This is a genomic window from Bacteroides sp. PHL 2737 (genome assembly GCF_004115325.2).
GTDB classification, from domain to species: domain Bacteria; phylum Bacteroidota; class Bacteroidia; order Bacteroidales; family Bacteroidaceae; genus Bacteroides; species Bacteroides hominis.
On record NZ_CP040630.1, the window covers coordinates 1,974,048 to 1,995,030 of the forward strand.

At 37.1% G+C, this 20,983-nt stretch carries 20 protein-coding genes; 19 read left to right on the forward strand and 1 reads right to left on the reverse strand.

Going from position 1 to position 20,983, the window contains the following annotated elements:
• Positions 1–57: 57 nt before the first annotated feature.
• From aepX to DBK98_RS08230, 19 genes are all read left to right on the forward strand, one after another.
• Positions 58–1,380 carry a phosphoenolpyruvate mutase gene (aepX, locus tag DBK98_RS08140; protein WP_032537204.1) on the forward strand — a complete coding sequence of 441 codons (1,323 nt, stop codon included), beginning with the start codon at positions 58–60 and terminating at the stop codon, positions 1,378–1,380.
• Positions 1,377–2,522: a phosphonopyruvate decarboxylase gene (gene aepY, locus DBK98_RS08145; protein ID WP_032537203.1), complete on the forward strand. Its 1,146-nt coding sequence runs from the start codon at positions 1,377–1,379 to the stop codon at positions 2,520–2,522. The genes aepX and aepY overlap by 4 nt, the downstream gene beginning before the upstream one ends.
• Positions 2,509–3,648, forward strand: coding sequence for a phosphonoacetaldehyde reductase (locus tag DBK98_RS08150; RefSeq protein ID WP_032537202.1), 1,140 nt, complete (start codon positions 2,509–2,511; stop codon positions 3,646–3,648). Before aepY ends, DBK98_RS08150 begins: the two co-directional genes overlap by 14 nt.
• 14 nt (positions 3,649–3,662) lie before the next feature.
• Entirely contained in the window at positions 3,663–4,535 is an 873-nt protein-coding gene (locus DBK98_RS08155) for a phosphorylcholine transferase LicD (RefSeq protein WP_049129554.1), read from the forward strand.
• Positions 4,536–4,575: 40 nt separating this feature from the next.
• Complete coding sequence (locus DBK98_RS08160) at positions 4,576–5,436, forward strand: glycosyltransferase family 2 protein (protein WP_050503231.1); 861 nt, start codon at positions 4,576–4,578, stop codon at positions 5,434–5,436.
• A 1-nt stretch (position 5,437) separates the two neighbouring features.
• Entirely contained in the window at positions 5,438–6,499 is a 1,062-nt protein-coding gene (locus tag DBK98_RS08165; protein ID WP_050503230.1) for a hypothetical protein, read from the forward strand.
• A 113-nt stretch (positions 6,500–6,612) separates the two neighbouring features.
• The gene (locus DBK98_RS08170) at positions 6,613–7,659 is read left to right on the forward strand and encodes an EpsG family protein (RefSeq protein ID WP_033572562.1); all 1,047 of its coding nucleotides are present in this window, start codon (positions 6,613–6,615) and stop codon (positions 7,657–7,659) included.
• Positions 7,660–7,665: 6 nt separating this feature from the next.
• Entirely contained in the window at positions 7,666–8,865 is a 1,200-nt protein-coding gene (locus DBK98_RS08175) for a glycosyltransferase (protein ID WP_032537200.1), read from the forward strand.
• Positions 8,862–9,887, forward strand: a complete 1,026-nt coding sequence (locus tag DBK98_RS08180) for a glycosyltransferase family 4 protein (RefSeq protein ID WP_032537198.1) — start codon at positions 8,862–8,864, stop codon at positions 9,885–9,887. The genes DBK98_RS08175 and DBK98_RS08180 overlap by 4 nt, the downstream gene beginning before the upstream one ends.
• 6 nt (positions 9,888–9,893) lie before the next feature.
• Positions 9,894–10,922: a polysaccharide biosynthesis protein gene (locus tag DBK98_RS08185; RefSeq protein WP_032537197.1), complete on the forward strand. Its 1,029-nt coding sequence runs from the start codon at positions 9,894–9,896 to the stop codon at positions 10,920–10,922.
• Between the two features lie 44 nt (positions 10,923–10,966).
• Positions 10,967–12,118, forward strand: a complete 1,152-nt coding sequence (locus DBK98_RS08190; protein WP_032537196.1) for a capsular polysaccharide biosynthesis protein CapF — start codon at positions 10,967–10,969, stop codon at positions 12,116–12,118.
• 13 nt (positions 12,119–12,131) lie between these two features.
• Complete coding sequence (gene wecB, locus DBK98_RS08195) at positions 12,132–13,271, forward strand: non-hydrolyzing UDP-N-acetylglucosamine 2-epimerase (protein WP_032537195.1); 1,140 nt, start codon at positions 12,132–12,134, stop codon at positions 13,269–13,271.
• 41 nt (positions 13,272–13,312) lie between these two features.
• The gene (locus tag DBK98_RS08200) at positions 13,313–14,533 is read left to right on the forward strand and encodes a glycosyltransferase family 4 protein (protein WP_032537194.1); all 1,221 of its coding nucleotides are present in this window, start codon (positions 13,313–13,315) and stop codon (positions 14,531–14,533) included.
• Between the two features lie 6 nt (positions 14,534–14,539).
• Positions 14,540–15,436, forward strand: coding sequence for an NAD(P)-dependent oxidoreductase (locus tag DBK98_RS08205; protein WP_032537193.1), 897 nt, complete (start codon positions 14,540–14,542; stop codon positions 15,434–15,436).
• A gap of 102 nt (positions 15,437–15,538) precedes the next feature.
• Positions 15,539–16,489, forward strand: coding sequence for a glycosyltransferase family 4 protein (locus tag DBK98_RS08210; protein ID WP_032537192.1), 951 nt, complete (start codon positions 15,539–15,541; stop codon positions 16,487–16,489).
• A 2-nt stretch (positions 16,490–16,491) separates the two neighbouring features.
• Positions 16,492–17,079, forward strand: coding sequence for an N-acetylmuramidase family protein (locus DBK98_RS08215; protein WP_032537190.1), 588 nt, complete (start codon positions 16,492–16,494; stop codon positions 17,077–17,079).
• A gap of 430 nt (positions 17,080–17,509) precedes the next feature.
• Positions 17,510–17,989 (forward strand): HU family DNA-binding protein, encoded by a 480-nt coding sequence (locus DBK98_RS08220; protein WP_032537189.1) that lies wholly within the window; start codon positions 17,510–17,512, stop codon positions 17,987–17,989.
• Between the two features lie 21 nt (positions 17,990–18,010).
• Entirely contained in the window at positions 18,011–18,103 is a 93-nt protein-coding gene (locus tag DBK98_RS08225) for a smalltalk protein (protein ID WP_005784981.1), read from the forward strand.
• A 147-nt stretch (positions 18,104–18,250) separates the two neighbouring features.
• Positions 18,251–19,798: an ATP-binding protein gene (locus DBK98_RS08230; RefSeq protein ID WP_005810300.1), complete on the forward strand. Its 1,548-nt coding sequence runs from the start codon at positions 18,251–18,253 to the stop codon at positions 19,796–19,798.
• Positions 19,799–19,868: 70 nt separating this feature from the next.
• Here the strand turns inward: DBK98_RS08230 and DBK98_RS08235 are convergent, their stop codons facing one another.
• A complete protein-coding gene (locus tag DBK98_RS08235; RefSeq protein WP_032537188.1) occupies positions 19,869–20,870 on the reverse strand; it encodes an aldo/keto reductase in 1,002 nt (333 codons plus the stop codon).
• Between the last annotated feature and the right edge of the window lie 113 nt (positions 20,871–20,983).

Below are 20,983 nucleotides of genomic sequence, written 5' to 3' on the forward strand. Positions count from 1 at the left end.
AATAAATTGTTATAACTAACACTTCCTGTTTGTTTTTTCTAATAAATTCTATGTAAGATGGAAAAATGTAAAAAAGTTTATGTTGGAATGAGTGCGGATATGATTCATCCAGGTCATTTAAATATAATAAGAGAGGCTTCCAAACTAGGTTCTGTAACTGTTGGAGTTCTAACAGATGCAGCTATTGCAAGTTATAAGCGCCTTCCTTATTTAGATTATGAACAGCGTGCGGAGATAGTTAAAAGTATCAAAGGTGTAGATTCTGTTATACCTCAAGAGACTTTAGACTATGTTCCAAATCTTGAAAAACTACGTCCGGATTATGTTGTTCATGGTGACGATTGGATTGATGGTGTTCAATCTAATACTCGTAAACGTGTAATTAAGTGTTTGTTAAAGTGGGGGGGGAAAGTGGTTGATATTGCATATACTAAAGGTTTTTCTTCTACTGCAATGAATGAGAGGATAAAAGAAATAGGTACAACTCCGGAAATCAGGCAGAAAAGACTTCGCAGGCTAATAAACGCAAAACCTATTGTTCGTATTCTTGAATCACATAACGGGTTGACTGGACTCATTGCAGAAAATGCTTCGGTAATAATTAACGGAGTGAAGCATGAATTTGATGGTATGTGGTCCTCTTCTCTAACAGACTCAACTAGTAAAGGAAAACCGGATATAGAAGCTGTTGATTTAACAACTCGTTTACATGATTTAAATGATACTTTAGAATGTACAACAAAACCAGTAATTTTTGATGGTGACACAGGTGGAAAGGTTGAGCATTTTGTATTTACGGTTAGAACGCTTGAGAGGCTTGGTATTTCCGCCATTATCATTGAGGATAAGATCGGTTTAAAACAAAACTCTCTATTTGGTACTGATGCTGTTCAAACACAAGATTCAATAGAAAGCTTCTGCCATAAAATTCGTTCGGGAAAAAATGCACAAGTAACAGACTCTTTTATGATTATTGCTCGTATCGAAAGTCTTATTGCTGGTAAATCAATGGAGGATGCTTTGGAAAGGGCTGCTGCCTATGTTAAGGCAGGGGCTGATGGAGTTATGATTCATAGTAAAGACAAGTCTGGGATGGACATAAAGAATTTTTGTACATGTTTCAGAAAAATCGACTCGACGACACCAATAGTTGCTGTACCAACCACTTATAATCAGTTTACTGAATCAGAATTGGCTTCATGGGGTATAAATGTTGTTATTTATGCCAATCACATGCTTAGAAGTGCTTATCCTGCAATGCTGGATTGTGCAAAATCAATTTTGACTCATGAACGTTCGTTAGAAGCATCCAATGATTATTGTATGCCAATCAAAGAAATTTTAGAATTAATACCTGGTACAAAAGCATTAAAAAGATGATTTCACCAAAATTTTTTATTGATAGCCTTTCAGATAGGCAAATTGATTTTTTTTCAGGTGTTCCTGATTCTTTATTAAAAAACATATGTGCTTATATTGCGGATAACAAGGATGCAAAGCATAATATTATAACAGCAAATGAGGGGGCGGCAGTCGGTTTGGCTGTAGGTCATTATTTGGCTACAAGGGAAATTCCAGTTGTGTATATGCAAAACTCAGGAGAGGGAAATATTATCAATCCTCTTGCGTCATTGACTGATAAAGAAGTCTATAATATACCTATTCTTTTACTGATTGGATGGCGTGGTGAACCAGGAGTTCATGACGAACCGCAGCATGTTAAGCAGGGAAAAGTGACTATTCCTTTACTGGATGTAATGGGGATTAAGAATACAGTGATGAGTAAGAGTGAAGTTGATTTCACTAAGCAATTAGATGATGCGTTGGTCTATATGCGTGAAACTAACGAAGCATTTGCTTTAATAATAGAAAAAGATACATTCGAATCATATTCGCTTAAATTAAAGGAGGATTCTGTATTACAACAATTATCAATGAGTCGAGAAAACGCTATTCAAATGGTTGTAGATTCAATTGGAAAAAAGGATGTAATAGTTTCAACAACAGGTATGATTTCGCGAGAGCTTTTTGAATACAGAACAAAAATGAATGAAAGCCATCAGAGTGATTTTCTTACAGTTGGTTCTATGGGACATGCTTCACAAATAGCATTAGGGATTGCACTGGAAATACCCGATCGTAAAATTTATTGTTTTGATGGTGACGGTGCTGTGATTATGCATATGGGATCAATGGCAATTATTGGAGATAAGGGCCCTGAAAATTTGATCCATGTTGTGTTTAACAATGGATCTCACGATTCTGTAGGTGGTCAGCCAACTGTAGGACTTAAGATTAATATCCCTGCAATAGCAAGAGCTGTCGGTTATAAAGTTGTATATAGTGTTGATTGTGAAGAAGCTTTAAAGACTGCTTTAGAAAAGGTCATAAAAGAAGCAGGACCTATTCTTCTAGAGGTTAAGGTTAAAAAAGGGAATCGAAAAGATTTGGGAAGGCCATCTATTACTCCAATACAAAATAAATTATCTTTTATGACTTTTTTGAATAATGAAAAAAAATAGTCAGATTACTGCTATAGGTAAATATGCAATGAATCTTATTGAAACATATTTTGATGAGAATAAACCTCATCGTGTCTTTTTGGTTCGTGGCAAACATTCCTTTATTAGCAGTGGTGCAGAATATATTCTTTCAGATTTATTTAGGCGACATGCTTGTTTCGTAAGTGAGTTTAGTGACTTTCAGGAAAATCCTATATTAGAAGAAGTTAATAATGGTTGCAATTTTTTCGAGAAGTCAAAATCGGACATTATAATAGCATGTGGGGGCGGAAGTGTACTTGACATGGCTAAATTAATTCGTTTTAAAGCTGCTTATGATGGCGATTTGGTTGATTCTGTTTTTGAAAAGAAAAAGGAATTAACTCCTCTTATTGCATTACCAACCACAGCTGGGACTGGATGTGAAGCCACTCCTTTTGCTGTATGTTATAAGAATTCAATAAAGTACTCAGTGGCTCATAATGATATGCTTCCTGATTATGCTGTGATATTTCCTCAGTTTACTTATAATAATTCTTCATATCTGACAGCCTGTACAGGTTTCGATGCACTTTCTCAAAGTATAGAGGCCTATTGGAATGTGAATGCCACAGCAGAATCTGATGAATATGCCAAAAGAGCTATTTCTGTTCTTTGGGATAATCTTCCAAAGGTAGTAAATTCTCCTTCAAATGAGATTCGCGATTTGATGTCTGTTGCAGCTTATTGGTCTGGGTGTGCAATTGCTATTACTAAGACTACAGCTCCACATGCTTTTTCGTATGCTTTTACTACTCATTGCGGTTATCCACATGGACATGCTGTAGCTCTTTCATTTCCCTTTTTTATGGCATTAAACTTATTGGAAAAACAGGACTTTGCTTTCCAACCAAGAATAAATATTGATGAGTATTATAAAAAGACAGCATGGCTTCAGTCTCAATTAGGCTTCTCTGATGAGATTAATATACAGTCTGAAATGCAAAGTTATCTGAACAATATAGGTTTATGTAATAATGGATATGGAGATAATGACTTGACCATAATGTTGAATCAGGTAAATATTCAGCGATTGGTAAATAACCCTGTCATAGTTACAAAAGACATAATAGAACGATTGAAAAATGTTCTGGGAACAATAAATTGAATAATTATTTGTCAATGAATGAAGGTTTAACAAAAGAATATCGGGTAAAGTTGTTAGAAACATTTGCAGCTTTTGATCGATTCTGTAAAGCAAATGGAATAAAATATTATGCGGCTTATGGAACGCTTATCGGTGCTGTTCGACATAAAGGACTAATTCCATGGGATGATGATATAGATGTTTATATGTTACGTGAAGATTATGATAAATTCTGCTCTCTGAAGGGAAAAGTCATGGATCATTATGATATTATGGATATTAATGACGATGGTTATTGGTTACTCTCTTTAGCAAAGTTCGTAGATACGAATACCACTCTTTGGGAGTTTAAAAATCGCCCTCTTATTTTGGGTGTTTACATAGATGTATTTCCTTTAGATGAGTGTAATATGGAGCAAGTAATAACTCTTAAAAATAGATATGATAAGTATTCACTTTTGGTGGCTCAATCAATGATGAGATATTCTTTAGGAGATATTTTGCATTCATTGTTTAGGTTGAAACTGAAGTGTTTATTATTACAAATCTCTTGTGTTTTCTATAAAAGACATAAATACGCATATTATAAACAGAAGTATTTAAGTTGTGTTGAAGATATAAAAAAGTCTAAAGGTAATTTCTTGGTTTCTTATGATGGACCTTATGGAATGGGAGAGGTATTGGACAAAAAATTGTTTTCGGAGTCTGTGTTGGTTCCATTTGAAAGTATGTCTATTGAAGTGCCAATTGGTTATGAGGAGTGTTTAAAAAGTATATATGGAGATTATATGAAACTACCTCCCAAGGAAAAGAGAATTTCTCACCATAGTCGTTATTATTTGAATTTAAACCATCGTTTGTCTTTTAGTGAAATTAGTAGAGAAATTTCATTAAGAGGCAAAATTTGAATAAGTTATAGAAATATATGTTATATTACTTTTAATAAATATGGTTTCGGTAATAATTCCTTTGTATAATAAGTATTTAGCAATTGGGCGTACTATAGAATCAGTAATTGTGCAAACTTATAAAGATTGGGAACTTCTGATTATTGACGATGGTTCGAATGACGGCAGTGGGCAAGTGGCTGAGCAATATACTTTTGATGAACGTATCCATTATATTTATAAGTCAAATGGTGGTGTATCGTCAGCACGTAATATGGGGATACAAATGGCGAAAGGTGAATGGCTGCTTTATATTGATGCGGATGATTATCTTTTACCCAATGCTTTAGAGACCTTATTAAACTTAGCGGAAAAATTTGAAGTAAGTATTGCGGCTAGTAACTTTTATGTTGAGTTTGAAGGAAAAAAGAGGCGTTGCCTTTACAATGTAAGTGAAGGGGTCGTGTTAAATAACTTTCGTTCACTTTTCTTTAATTCCTTCGATATCAGAGCAGGGGCTACACTCTATAAATCATCATTAATTAAACAGTATAAATTTGATGAGACTCTAATACGTTATGAAGATGCCAAATTGGAATTTGACATATTAAGAAATCATAAAGTGGCAATAACTCCTCAATTTACTATGGTATATACTAAGGATTATGCTGGTTTAAGTAAACCAGCAAGTGACTTTTCAAAGGATTATATATCATGTATGTCTTTTGAAGGAAAACCGTTTTGGGAAAAAATGAAGCTTGGTTCTTTAGCTAATTATGGTTTAGATATCTACCCTAATAATCGAAGTGAAATTAAAGCTATATATTCAAATGACCTCAAATGGATATATCTTAGCGCTAAAATTGGCTTTTTTGTATACTTATTTAATAAATGTTGTAACCTATTGTATAAGTTGAAGTAGTATGCAGATTTTTTGTACACTTTTTAATGTTGCTTATTTAGATAAGGCTATCACAATGTATAATTCTCTTGAGAGAGTCTCTAGTGAATTTACTCTATATGCTTTGGCCATGGATGATAGGTGCTATGAAATTTTAGTTGATCTAAATTTTAGGAACTTGAAACCGATTAAGCTATCAGACTTTGAAGATGATGATTTGCTTAAAGTAAAGTCAGATAGAACCTTTGGTGAATATTGTTGGACTTGTTCATCTTCTTTGATATCTTACGTTCTGCATGAATATTGTGAGCCACATTGTACGTACATTGATGCGGATATCTACTTTTTTTCGGATCCTATAGTTTTGATGAACGAAATGCTTCATGAGAATGCTTCTGTATTAATAGTAGGTCATCGTTTTAATGACTATAATAGAGATTTAATGTGTCGGACTGTTGGGAAATACTGTGTTCAATATAATACTTTTTTGAATGATGAAAATGGTAATATATTGCTTGAAATATGGCGTCGACAATGTATAACGCATTGTTCTTGTGATGGTGATGGTGTCTATTGGGGGGATCAAAAATATATGGATAATTGGACTACTGACTATGATTTTGTACATGAAACTCTTAATGTAGGTGCTGGAATAGCTCCTTGGAACATCTCTCAATATAAATTGCGTTTAATAAATGACTCAGGCTGTGTTATTGTAAGTAGGAATAAAGTTGATTGCTCTACAGTATTTTATCATTTTGAAAATATTAATTACATAGATGATAAGATTGTGAAAATTAATGTGTTCAATACATGGCATATAGATAAGGAACTAGTGAAGGCTTTTTATATTCCATATTTGACTGAGGTTTATGACATTAAACTAATGCTAAAGGAAAGATATGCTGTGAATATTTTGCTTAAAAAACATCCTGGTGTTAAATGTGATAAAAGAACTTTTGCCCAAAAGATTATTGATAGGTTAAGTTATCTTATTGATAAGGAAAAACAAAAACTCTATATAATGTCAGTTCTTCCAACTAGACTGTATAAGAAAAATGATGTAATAATTATTATTGGATAAATATAGGTGGTACTTTAAAGAACTGGCTTTGCGAATAATTTTATGTTTCAGAGTGTGTGCTTGGTGTCTAGCACCGGGTGATATTGTTTTCTTCAAATGATAGCTGTGTAATTGTGATTGTTTATATATTTTTAATATTTGTCTCTACAGTCATATTTATTTCGCATATATATGTTAAAAGCGAGAAAGTAAATAAGATAACTGCATTCTTATGGGTAATTATGATGACTTTGTTTGTGGGGTCTCAAGATGGTATAGGAAATGACCATGCTAATTATATTGCTCAGATAAAATCCCCATGGGCCACTCCTCAGGAACCATTTACATTATTTATATTCTATATAATTAGATCTTGTGATTTATCTGTTTATGTATTTTTCTATATCTATGCTTTTCTTACTTATTATTTTTTGTATAAAGTGATATTATTATCAGATAAGAGTATTCGATTTATTATTGTAATGATGATACTTCAATCTCTATTATTTTTTCAATCGTTTAATTTGATTCGCCAAATTTTGGCTTGCGCAATATTTTTGTATGGAATATCTCTTATATTAAATAATAAAAAAGGATATTGGTTTCTATTATTAGCATGTTTGGTACATTATTCTGCATTTTTTGGACTACTTATAGTTTGGATAGCCTCAAAAATAAGAGTAAGTACTGTTATGCTTATTGTTTATATAATGTCTGTAGCTCTTTTATATACAGGTGGTTTTATTGGAGATTTTATATCAAAATATGAATTTTTGATACGTATGACTTACTATGGCTACTATTTAGACTCCTCTCTTATTAATGATGATGTAGCAGCAAATTTTGGTGTTGTATATAAGATTACCTTTATTTTATGCTTAGTCGTTTATACCAAAAGAAAATTTTTCAAATCGAACGGTCAAATTCTACTCTTCAACCTTTTTTTTGTTGGTCAAATATTATACAATTTATCATCCGCAAATATTACGATTCAACGTGCTACTTATTTTCCTTATTTCTCTATGATATTAGTAATCCCTTTATTGGCCAAATGTTTTTCTCCATATTGGAATTCTAGGTTAGCTTTAGTACTGTATTCATTATATTTTCTTTTTATAAGTGCTTCGTTGGCTTCTCAAGACTGTCCATACGTACCTTATAAAAATATAATATGGAATTAATTATATATGAAGTTACTTTATATTGGTGCTTTTTGTGAGCCTTCAACAGATTTCTTAATTAGAAAACGTACCAAAGGACATATAACAGTTAGTGCTACGACTTTTCAGAAAGCTCTTCTGTCTGGTTTTGAAAATTTAGAAAAAAAATTAGATTATATCATAAATATTCCCGATATCGGAAGCTTCCCATTACGCTGTAATAATCCATTCTTTTCAAGAACGAACTTCCAATTTGCTTTTATGAAGGGAGTTAATGGCTCATTTCTTAATATTACTTACTTGAAGAAGTATAGTATCTATCAATCTGTGATAAATGAAGCTAAACGATGGCTTAATTTACATAGGGATGAGGAAGTAACTATAATTGTGTACTCTCTCATGTATCCATACCTTAAGGCAGCTATTGATTTGAAAAAACATTATTCCAATGTGAAAGTGTGTTGTATTGTCTTGGATTTGCCTGAGTATTTTGGAGATAATTCATCCATTCTCCATAGAGTGTTAGAAGCAAGAAACACTAATAAGATTTATTCTTTAGTTCAGGAAATTGATTCCTTTATTTTACTGACAGAGTTTATGAAGGATAAATTGAGAGTTGGTATTCGTCCTTGGTATCTTTTAGAGGGTATTTATAGTCCTGTAGAAGTTGCTCTACAAAAAAAGAGGAGGAAAACGATACTCTATACTGGTAAGTTAGATGCTCGATTTGGCATACGTGATCTGATTGAATCATTTATCAAGATTGATGATAGAGAGTTTTCTTTGTGGATATGTGGTTTTGGGACAGATCGAGCTTTTGTTGAGACTGCAGCCAAGAACGATTGTCGTATAACATATTGGGGACTTGTAGATCAAAAGCGTGTATTTGAGATGCAGCAACAAGCCACGTTGTTGATTAATCCTCGTAAAGGAGATGCAGAATACACTAAGTATTCTTTTCCTTCTAAGACAATGGAGTATATGGCTTCGGGAACACCTACCATAATGTATAAATTACCAGGACTTCCTGCTAACTACTTAAATCATTTGATTCTTATACCGGACCATTCACGAGAAACACTTACTACATTGTTAAAAGAGTGGGGGAATAAGGGACAGGATGAATTGGATGACTTTGGTAAGCATGCAAGACAATTTATATTGGATAATAAAAATTCAGAAAATCAGGCAAGGCGATTGTTGGAATTCCTGGTGAATAAGACATGAAGAAAAAAAAAATCTTGTTTTATTCGAGTGTTAGATCACTCGAATTGTTGAATACACAAAAGTTCTATCAGATAGATATTGCTCTGCTGAGGAATCTAGGTTATGATGTCTGTTTATCCAATAGGATAGTTGACAGTCTTAAGTTTTGGGAATATGATATTTTGTTCTCTTATTTTTATCGATATTCATTTTTTGCTTCATTTTTTGCTAAATGTTTAGGTAAAAGAACCTATTTTACTGGAGGTATTGATAATTTAGATGAAAATTATGCCTCTACCCGAAATTATAAGATTCAAGTGCTATTTTTTAAGCTCTGTTATTGGGTCTCAAGTTCTTGTATTATTGTATCTCAATCTGATTTAAAGAATATAGCAAAAGTATTTCATTTTAGAAGAAGATTGAGTTATAGTGAACATGTGGTTGATACTGCACAGTTTATGTCTGATGTTCCGAAAGAGAAGCTATTTACTACGGTTGTCTGGATGGGTGAGGAAGGGAATGTGCGACGAAAAGGGGTGGATAAGGCATTGCGAATCTTTGCTGAATTGAAGAAGATAACTTCATTTTCTGATTACCGATTTATTATTATGGGTAAGAAAGGTGAGGGAACTGCCTTGGTTCAATCATTGATTAATGAATATGATTTAGAAAAATTTGTTGAATTAGTGGGTGAAGTCTCAGAAGAAGAAAAAATTGCTTTCTTAAAACGTTCTAAATATTATTTTCAGCTCTCATTGTATGAAGGTTTTGGCTTAGCAGCTTTAGAGGCTTTGTGTGCCAACAATATTCTGATTCATTCGGGTAGGGGGGGCTTGGCTAATCCTATCTACACAGATCAACTTCTTTTTGATATAGACAATGATTTTGATAAAGAGTTTTCGATTTTAACTAAAAAATTGGCTTCTTTTACTTCATTGATTCCAAATGATGAGGTCTTAAGTTATTATGATATCCAGAGAAGAAAAGAAGATTTTAAGGCTATTATTACAGACAACAATAGGAATTATAAATTAAATAATTAAAGTATTATGTCACTTTTTAAAGATAAATCTCTTTTGATTACCGGTGGAACAGGCTCTTTCGGCAATGCGGTTTTACGTCGTTTTCTTGATTCTGATATCAGGGAGATTCGTATATTCTCTCGTGATGAAAAGAAACAAGATGATATGCGTCACTATCTTCAGAACCCAAAAGTAAAATTCTACATTGGCGATGTCCGTGACAAGCGCTCTGTGGATGGAGTTATGAATGGAGTGGATTATATCTTCCATGCCGCTGCGCTGAAGCAAGTCCCTTCCTGTGAGTTTTTTCCCACACAAGCGGTTAGGACAAATGTTCTCGGTACAGAAAATGTGTTGGATTCCGCCATAGCTCACGGTGTTAAAAATGTGGTGGTACTTTCTACCGATAAAGCTGCCTATCCTATAAATGCGATGGGTATCAGCAAAGCCATGATGGAGAAAGTTGCTATCGCCAAAGGTCGTCAGTTGGGTAATTGTGGAGGAACAACGATTTGCTGTACCCGTTATGGCAATGTTATGGCCAGCCGTGGTTCTGTGATACCCTTGTGGCTAGAGCAAATTAAGAAATGTAATCCAATAACAATAACAGATCCCAACATGACCCGCTTCATGATGACTTTGGATGATGCTGTCGACTTGGTGATTTATGCCTTTCAGCATGGAAAAAATGGTGATTTGTTTGTTCAGAAGGCACCTGCTGCTACTCTGGATGTATTAGCCGATGCATTAAAGTCTCTTTACCATAGTAATGCGGATGTCAAAGTGATTGGTACCCGCCACGGTGAGAAACTCTATGAAACTCTTGTTACCCGTGAAGAGATGTCTAAAGCAGAGGATATGGGTGATTATTATCGTATCCCATGTGATACGCGTGATTTAAATTATGATAAGTTTTTTGTGGAAGGAAGTGAGGAGGTCTCCAAAATAGAAGATTACCATTCTCATAATACCCGTCGTCTTGATGTTGAAGGAATGAAAGAACTTCTCTTGAAACTTGATTTCATTCGTAAAGATCTGGCTCTTGAAGAAAAATAGAATTGATAGCAATCAAGATCAAATAAATTAATTCCTCTTTATTTATGAAAGTTTTAGTAACCGGTGCGAAAGGTTTTGTCGGGCGGAATCTTGTATCCCAACTGCGCAATATTCAAAGTGGTAAAGTAAAAAATTATGCTTTGTCCGGAAACGAGTTGGTCATTTTTGAATATGATGTAGATAGTGACCCTTCTGAATTGGATGACTATTGCCGACAGGCTGATTTCATTCTTAATCTGGCCGGTGTAAACCGTCCACTGGATCAGTCCGAATTTATGAAAGGGAACTTTGGTTTTGCTTCTGTGCTTCTTGCTTCATTGAAGAGACATGGAAATACTTGCCCTATCATGATATCCTCTTCTACACAAGCCGCTTTGGATAATCCTTATGGAGCCTCTAAACGGGCGGGTGAACAATTGTTGCTTGAGTATTCCCGGGAAACGGGAGCGAAAGTATTGATATATCGTTTTCCCAATGTCTTTGGGAAATGGTGTCGCCCCAACTATAATAGTGCAGTCGCTACATTTTGCCACAATATAACTCACGGACTGGATATACAGGTGAATGACCGTTCGGTCGTGATGAACCTGGTATACATTGACGATGTGGTAAACGAATTGATTGCTGCATTGACAGGTGATGAGAATCGGGTAGGGGAATATTGTGCGGTACCTACAGTACACACTATTACGTTGGGAGAAATTGTTGATTTACTTTATACTTTCCAATCGAGCAGGGTGAATCTAACTGTTCCCAATGTGGGCAATGCGTTTGAGAAAAAGTTGTATTCTACTTATTTATCTTATCTGCCTACCAATCAATTTAGTTATCCATTAAAAATGAATGTGGATGAGCGGGGGAGCTTTACAGAAATCATTCGTACTCTTGATAGGGGGCAGGTTTCGGTAAATATCTCTAAACCTCATATCACCAAAGGAAATCATTGGCATCACACCAAGAATGAAAAGTTTGTGGTAGTGAGTGGGCAAGGGGTCATCCGTTTTCGTAAGATGGATGAACCTGATGCTGAGGTGATAGAGTATCTGGTATCGGGAAGTAAAATCGAGGTAGTGGATATCCCAATCGGATATACACACAATATTGAGAATTTGGGCGACACCGATATGGTGACTTTTATGTGGTGCAATGAATGTTTTGATCCACAGAATCCCGATACATTTTTCGAAACGGTATAATTGCGATAGAATAATGAGTAAACTCAAGCTAATGACAATCATAGGTACAAGACCGGAAATTATCCGCTTGTCCGAAGTAATAAAGAAGTGTGATACCTATTTTGATCAGGTGTTGGTACATACCGGTCAGAATTACGACTATACGCTGAACCAGGTGTTCTTTGAAGACTTAGGTTTGCGTGAACCAGATTATTATCTGAACGTGGTAGGTCAGGATTTAGGTGAAACGATGGGTAATGTATTGGCAAAATCGTATCAGCTGATGGTGGAAGTGAAGCCGGATGCTGTGATGGTGTTGGGTGATACGAACTCTTGTCTGTCGGTTATCTCTGCAAAACGTTTGCATATTCCTACTTTTCATATGGAAGCAGGCAATCGTTGCTTTGACGAGAATCTGCCAGAAGAAACCAACAGAAGGATTGTAGACCATATCTCGGACTTAAATATGTGTTACAGTGAGCATGCACGTCGGTATCTGAACTCGGAAGGCACTGCTAAGGAGCGTACTTACGTCACAGGTTCGCCTATGGCTGAGGTCCTCTCTGCTAATCTGGAAAGTATCAAGGCAAGCATGGTGCTCGATCAGCTAGGATTGGAGAAAGGAAAATACATTTTATTGTCGGCTCACAGAGAAGAGAATATAGATACCGAAGCTAACTTCTTTCATCTGATGAATGCAGTGAATGCAATGGCAGAGAAGTATGATATGCCTATCCTTTACTCATGCCATCCCCGCTCCAAGAAATGCATTGAAACGAGAGGTTTTAAGTTTGATAGTCGGGTGATACAAAATCAACCTATTGGATTCCATGATTATAATCACTTGCAGCTGAATGCTTTTTGTGTAGTGTCCGATAGTGGTACACTTCCGGAAGAGAGTGCCTATTTTAGCTCAAAAGGAATGCCCTTCCCAGCTGTATGTATTCGTACTTCGACCGAACGACCGGAGGCATTGGATAAAGGTGTTTTTATTCTGGCGGGAATTACTACAGATCAGGTTTTGCAGGCTGTAGATACAGCAGTGTTGATGCAACAGAACGGAGACTTTGGATTGGATGTTCCCAACTATGTGGATGAAAATGTATCGACTAAGGTAGTGAAGATTATCCAAAGCTATACGGGGGTAATTAATAAGATGGTTTGGAGAAAGTAGTTAAAGTCTTTTGAGCAAATAATTACTGAATCTAAGTTTACATGAATAATACCATAAAAGCTAAGCGTGTTTGGTTGATATCTGAGATATATTATCCTGTTAAAACTTCAACAGGTTATTATATGACGGAGATTGCAGAGCACTTGGCCTTGAAGGGACTAGATGTGCATGTAATATGCACAGGATCTACCTATAATGTAGGAGAGGTTACTTCGAAGCTACCTGAAAATGAAATTTGTAATGGCGTTTCTATCCATAGGGTATTTGTTGGTGATATTGATAAGAATAATTTTATAAAAAGAGTTTTGCGCTTATTTTTGTCTAGCTATAAACTCTTTTTTCGGTTACTATCTTTGGTACGGCCAGGAGATGACTTATTAGTTGTTACTAATCCGGCTTTTCTTATTTTGATGATGCCTTATGTAAAATGGAGAAAAAAGATAAACTACTCTATTATTGTTCACGATATCTTTCCTGAGAATTTGGTTGCAATAAATAAGATATCAGCAAATTCAATTTTATATAAGTGTCTGAAAATCATTTTTGATAAAGCTTATGCAAAAGCTCGTTTGTGTATTTCTATAGGGCGTGACATGAGTGATATTTTGGCTACAAAAATAGGAACTACCGAACGGGTTACTTTGATTCCCATCTGGGCTGAAAATCAAATAGTGCACTCTTTGGATAAACAAGAAACGAATTTGGTTAAGCAGTTGAACCTGGAGGGTAAATTTGTTTTTGAGTTTGCCGGGAATTTAGGTCATGCTCAAGGAATTGAAAATTTGTTGGAGGCTATAGCCTTGCTTGATAATCCTAATATACATTTTCTTTTTATCGGAGGAGGGGCTAAGTATAATACAATTGCTGATTTTGCAAAAAACAGACCAAATATTTCATTGATTGGATTTATGGATCGTTCATTGCAGAATGATTTCTTAAATGCATGTGATATTGGTATTGTAACTCTTGCTGATGGAATGTACGGGCTGGGTGTACCTTCTAAATCATATAATATAATGGCAGCAGGAAAGCCTATTCTAATGATTGGAGATTCAAACTCTGAAATTGCATTATGTGTGGGAGAATACCAATTAGGTTGGGTTGTTGAGCCTGGTAATCCCAAAGTTCTTAAGGAAGCTTTAGAATCAATTTATGAACATAGAGATGCATTGTCTTCTATAAAGAACAATGCCAGATGTATGGCTGATACACTGTTTGCCAAAGAGTTTATTTTAGATAAATACTATCAGTTGTTTTGTTGATTATTTATGAAATTACTATTTACAGGCGCTTCTGGATTTCTAGGCAATAACATCTTCCGTTTGTTAGAGCAAAAATATTGTATTATTACTGTTGGCTTAACTTCTCAGGATAATTGTAGAGTAAATATCGCACAAGATGTTCCAGTGCTGAATGAGCAATTTGATGTAGTATTGCATGCTGCCGGAAAAGCACATTCTATTCCTAAAACTGCAGAAGAGAAAAAACTGTTCTTTGATGTAAACTTGCAGGGAACGAAGAATTTATGTGCTGCATTAGAGAATAGTGGTATTCCCAAGGCTTTTATCTTTATAAGTACTGTTGCTGTATATGGTTGTGACTTTGGTGATAATATCACCGAAGAACATCCTTTAAATGGTACTACTCCGTATGCTTTAAGTAAAATAGAGGCTGAAAAATATTTGGAAGAGTGGTGTGCTTCGCACAACGTGGTGTTAAGTATAATTCGTCCTTCGTTAATAGCAGGACCCAATCCTCCAGGAAATTTGGGAGCAATGATTAAAGGGCTAAAAACTGGTAGATACTTGAGTATTGGGGTAGGAAGAGCCCGTAAGAGTGTATTGATGGTGCAGGATATTGCAAACTTAGTTCCTTTACTGATCGAGAAAGGAGGTATTTATAATGTTTGTGATACTTATCAGCCTAATTTTAGAGAGTTGGAACGGTTAATTTGTAAACAGTTGAATAAGCGCTTACCGTTGTCTGTCCCTTATTGGTTCGCCAAATGCTTGGCTAAAGTAGGGGATGCTTTAGGCGAAAAAGCTCCGATAAATACTCTCAAATTACGGAAGATCACTGAGTCATTGACTTTCAGCAATGAAAAAGCGATAAAGGAATTAGGCTGGAAACCAATGAGTGTATTGGAGAACTTTAGAATAAAATAAATGACTGTTTTTGCGATAATTGGTGCTACGGCAGGAATTATTATTGGAGCTTTTGCAGTTATTCAATTATGGTTTTACTGGATTTATAGAAATAGATAATTTATGTACTATCTGATAATCTTAGTTCTGCTATTCGTTGCAGAACTTTTTTATTTTAGAGTGGCTGATAAATGTAACATCATTGACAAGCCTAATCAACGTAGTAGCCATACACGAATCACCTTGCGGGGTGGGGGGATTATTTTCTACTTCGGAGCATTGGCCTTCTTCCTGACAAGCGAATGGGCATATCCCTGGTTTATGATAGCACTGACACTGATAACGGTGATCAGCTTTGTAGATGATATCCGGTCGACGTCGCAACGGTTGCGGTTGGTGTTTCACTTCACGGCTATGGCATTGATGTTTTATCAGTGGGGGCTATTCTCGCTACCTTGGTGGACGATTGTGGTGGCGCTGATTATCTGCACGGGGATTATCAATGCATACAACTTCATGGATGGCATCAATGGGATTACGGGCGGGTATTCGCTGGTTATCTTGGTTTCTTTGGCATATGTGAATGCAGAAGTGATCTCCTTCACAGAACAGGATTTTATTTATACGATGATTTGTTCTGTGTTGGTGTTTGACTTCTTTAATTTCCGTAAGAGAGCGAGATGCTTTGCCGGTGATGTGGGTTCGGTCAGTATAGCTTTTGTAGTCCTGTTCCTGATTGGGAGTTTGATTCTTCAAACTAAAGATTTCAGCTGGCTTGTATTGCTTGTTGTGTACGGAGTGGATAGTGTGTTGACGATCGTACATCGGTTGTTGCTACATGAAAATATTAGTATGCCTCACCGGAAACATTTGTATCAGATAATGGCTAATGAACTGAAGATACCACACGCGGTAGTGTCACTGATCTATATGGTGGTGCAGGCCGCAGTTGTGGCAGGGTATTTGGCATTGCGGGAGTATAGATATGGGTATTTATTAGGGAGCATATTGGTGTTGAGCCTGTTGTACCTCCTGTTTATGAAGAGATTTTTTTATTTGCATAAATCTAATTAATCATGGGAAACTTAACAGAAAATGATTTTCAGCGTGTGGCGGATTTGTTTGGCGTTGAGGTGGCAGTGGTAAAAGCCGTACAGGCAGTTGAGGCCGGTGGGTATGGGGGCTTTGTGGCTCCGGGGCGACCAGTGATCTTATTCGAAGGGCACATCTTTTGGCATGAACTCAAGAAGCGGGGGCTTGATCCGGAGAAGTATGTTGCGGGCAATGAAAATATTCTTTATCCTACATGGGAGAAGGGGCATTATTATGGCGGGATGAAAGAGTATGAACGTCTGGAAAATGCCCGGGAAATACATAAAGAAGCTGCTGACGCTTCCACTTCATGGGGAATGTTTCAGGTGATGGGCTTTAACTATGCGATGTGCGGGTATGGCAGTGTGGAGGAAATGGTGAAAGATATGTGTGTCGGAGAAGATAAGCAACTGGAAGCTTTTGCGGGGTTTGTGAAATTGGCTAGGCTACAGTCCTGTCTGGAGCAGAAAGACTGGGCTGGGTTTACCAAGAGGTACAATGGACCCGGATATGCCCAGGATCAGTACGATAAAAAACTGGAAGGGGCTTATCGGAAGTTTATAAAGGAATAGATAAGAAATGTAATAGATAGGAGGAAGTAGCTTCTAATGAAAATATCAGGAAAGTCATAGATGTAATCAGATAGAATGAGTGAAAATATACCTCAACAGGTATAGATTTCTGTTTTGCTCCCACTTTTATGCCATATCGGGTATAAAAGTGGGAGCCTTTTATTGTATTTGTACCCAAACGGGTATAATATGGGAAATCAAACAATAGCAAAGTATGTGAAGCAGATGCGTAGGGAAGAGGGTGTCCGAAAAAGGATACTCTCTTTTTTATTTGCTGAGAATGTGATACTTATAACTTTTTCTGAGTGATCGGTTCCGGATACCCTGTTTCCCTTTGTCATCTTCTTGTAAATGTTCACCTTTGCAATGTTGATCAACGAAATGTGAATAAAATCAGTAGTAATAACATGAAGAAAAGGAGATTAGGAATATGACTTTATTTTATAAAGCAGTGCAATCGACCATGGCAACTAAGACCGGTGACAAGAAGTGGCATTTGAATCTGGTGAAGATAGGTAAAACGGTGTCCACCCAGCAACTGGCAGAGATGATTGCGGAGAAGTCGTCATTGACCCCGGGTGATGTACATAATGTGGTCCGGAACTTAATGACGGCAATGCGCAGCGAGTTATTGAACAGTAAGACGGTACGCCTGGAAGGGTTGGGTACTTTTACGATGAAGGCGCGTAGCCGTGGAAGGGGAGTAGACAAAGAGGAGGATGTCAATCCGAACCAGGTGGGAGCTCTTCTCTGTCACTTCACACCGGAATATACCCGGCCTGCCGCTATTGGCACTACCCGTGCTTTGCTTCAGGGTGTTGAGTTTCAGAAGATAGGCAGTATCGGCACTTCGGGCGGTAATGGCTCTGGAAATGGTGATGGAGACATTGTGGATGATCCGACCGCATAGTAAGTTTAATCAGATAAACAGATGAAGAAGAATAGCTGGAATATCCTTTTAAAGGTGATCATAGCTGTGGCAAGCGCCATTGCCGGAGTGATAGGAGGGCAGGGACTGCTCTGATAACTGACCGATCGTTTCGGTTGAAAAAATAAATGCCGGTATCTGTTCGGAAGAATGGGTACCGGCATTTATTATTATGGTTAGCAAAACCGATAATTAAGAATAATCTTGTATATTTGTGAGTGAAACGATTAATAGAAATGCGTTATGGCTAAACTTTACCCGATTGGGATACAGAACTTTGAGAAAATACGTAGGGAAGGCTATCTTTATATAGATAAGACTGCATTAGTCTGTAGATTGGTAAAAACGGGTTCATATTATTTCCTGAGCCGTCCCCGTCGCTTTGGCAAGAGTCTGCTGATATCTACTCTTGAAGCTTATTTTCAAGGGAAAAAGGACTTGTTTTGTGGTTTGGCTATGGGGGAGTTGGAGAAAGACTGGATAAAATATCCGATTTTACATCTGGATCTGAACACGGAAAAGTATGATACGCCCGAAAGCCTGGATCGGATATTGAACGATACGTTGGCTAAATGGGAAATGGTGTACGGGACTGCTCCTTCTGAAACTTCTATTCCTCTGCGTTTCAAGGGTATTGTGCAGCGTGCCTGTGAACAGTCGGGGCAGCGGGTGGTGATTTTGATTGATGAATATGATAAACCGATGTTGCAGGCTATCGGCAATGAGGAGTTGGGAGAGAAGTATCGTGATACACTGAAAGGTTTTTATTCTGTGCTGAAAACGATGGACGGGTATATCCGCTTTGCCCTTTTGACGGGAGTTACCAAGTTTGGTAAGGTAAGTGTGTTTAGTGACCTGAATAATCTGAACGATATCTCCATGGACGAACCTTATGTGGAGTTGTGTGGAATTACAGAAAAGGAAATCCATCATTATCTGGAACCGGAAATTCGCCAGTTGGCGAAATATCAAAAGATGTCGTACGAAGATGCTTGCCGGGAGTTGAAGGAACGGTATGATGGTTATCATTTCACGGAAAATTCTATCGGTTTATATAATCCGTTCAGTATACTGAATACTTTTTATAAGATGAAGTTTGGCAGTTACTGGTTCGAAACAGGTACTCCGTCTTATTTGGTAAAACTTTTACTGCGTGATAAATATGACTTGCAACAGCTGGCGCACGATGAGGCGACATCAGATATGCTGAATTGCATAGATTCTACTTCGAAGAATCCTCTGCCGGTGATTTATCAGAGTGGCTATCTGACGATAAAAGGGTATGATGAACGTTTTGATATCTACCATCTGGGATTTCCCAATCGGGAAGTAGAGGAAGGATTTATCAGGTATTTACTTCCTTTTTATGCAAATATTGATAAAGGACAAACAGGGTTTCATATAACCCGGTTCGTTTCTGAAGTGGAACAGGGAGATTGTGATGCTTTCTTTCGCCGTCTGCAAAGTTTCTTCGCCGATACTCCTTATGAACTGGTACGTGACTTGGAGTTGCATTATCAGAATGTTCTTTTTATTGTTTATAAGTTACTTGGTTTTTATGTCCAGGCGGAGTATCATACTTCTAACGGGCGCATCGATATGGTTTTGAAGACAGAACGATACATTTATGTGATGGAGTTCAAATTTGACGGGAGTGCGGAAGAGGCTTTGAAACAGATAGAAGAAAGGGAATATGCCGCTCCGTTTGCCAATGATCCCCGTCAACTGCTAAAGGCAGGAGTGAACTTTAGCTCGAAGACAAGGAATATTGATTGTTGGGTCGTGGATTGACTCTAAATACCACATGATAATCTGAATATTACACATCTGTGTGATCTGTTAATCTGTGATGAAAAAGAGTTTATTGAAGAATGCTCCCGATACGTTGCAGCTCGTCCGGACTGAACTTACAGTTTTCCGTCGCTTTCAGGTTGTCTGCCAGTTGACTGACGGAACTGGCGCCGATAATGACGGAGGTTACCAGATCATCTTTCAATATCCAGGCTAATGCCATTTCGGCTAAGGTTTGTCCGCGACTGCCTGCCACTTCATTCAATGCTTTGATTTTATTTAATACTTGATCGGTCAGTTGTTCTTTTTTCAGGAAACCTCCGCGGGCTATCCTTGAATCTTCAGGAATTCCATTTAGATACCGGTTAGTGAGCAGACCCTGAGCCAGAGGAGAAAAGGCGATAAAGCCGGTACCGTTCTCTTGGGCTTGCCGGAGGATACCTTGTGCTTCCGGTTCACGGTTAAACAGGTTATATCGTCCCTGATAGAGGAGACAATGCACGTCTCGCTCTTCCAGATATCGGTAGGCAAACTCTGCTTTTTCTTTGGGGTATTTGGAAATACCGATGTAGAGGGCCTTACCTTGCCGGACAATGTCGACGAGTGCCTGAAGAGTTTCTTCAAGTGGAGTTTCGGGATCGTAACGGTGGGTATAGAAAATATCTACATATTCCAGATTCATGCGTTTTAAACTCTGGTTGAGACTGCTCATCAGATATTTTCGGGAGCCCCAGTTCCCGTAAGGACCTTCCCACATATCATGTCCGGCTTTGGTGGATATGAATAGCTCATCACGATAGGGCATAAAGGATTTCTTCATGATTAGCCCGAACGTCTCCTCGGCTGAGCCATAAGAGGGACCGTAGTTATTAGCCAGGTCGAAATGTGTGATGCCTTTGTCGAATGCAAAGTGAGCCATTCGAAGGCTATTGGCTAATGTATCTACATCACCGAAGTTATGCCAGAGGCCCAGGGAAACTTCCGGTAACAGTATACCGCTTTTGCCACAACGGCGATACTTCATTCCACCGGAGTATCTCGCCTTATCTGCTGAATAAATAGGATTGATCATATTCTGGAGTATTTGAGGATTAACTATGTGCAAAGATAATGGATTTATAAAGCAATATAAGTTATCAAAATAATAATTGTATTATGAATGGATAAAATAATACTGGATGGTTT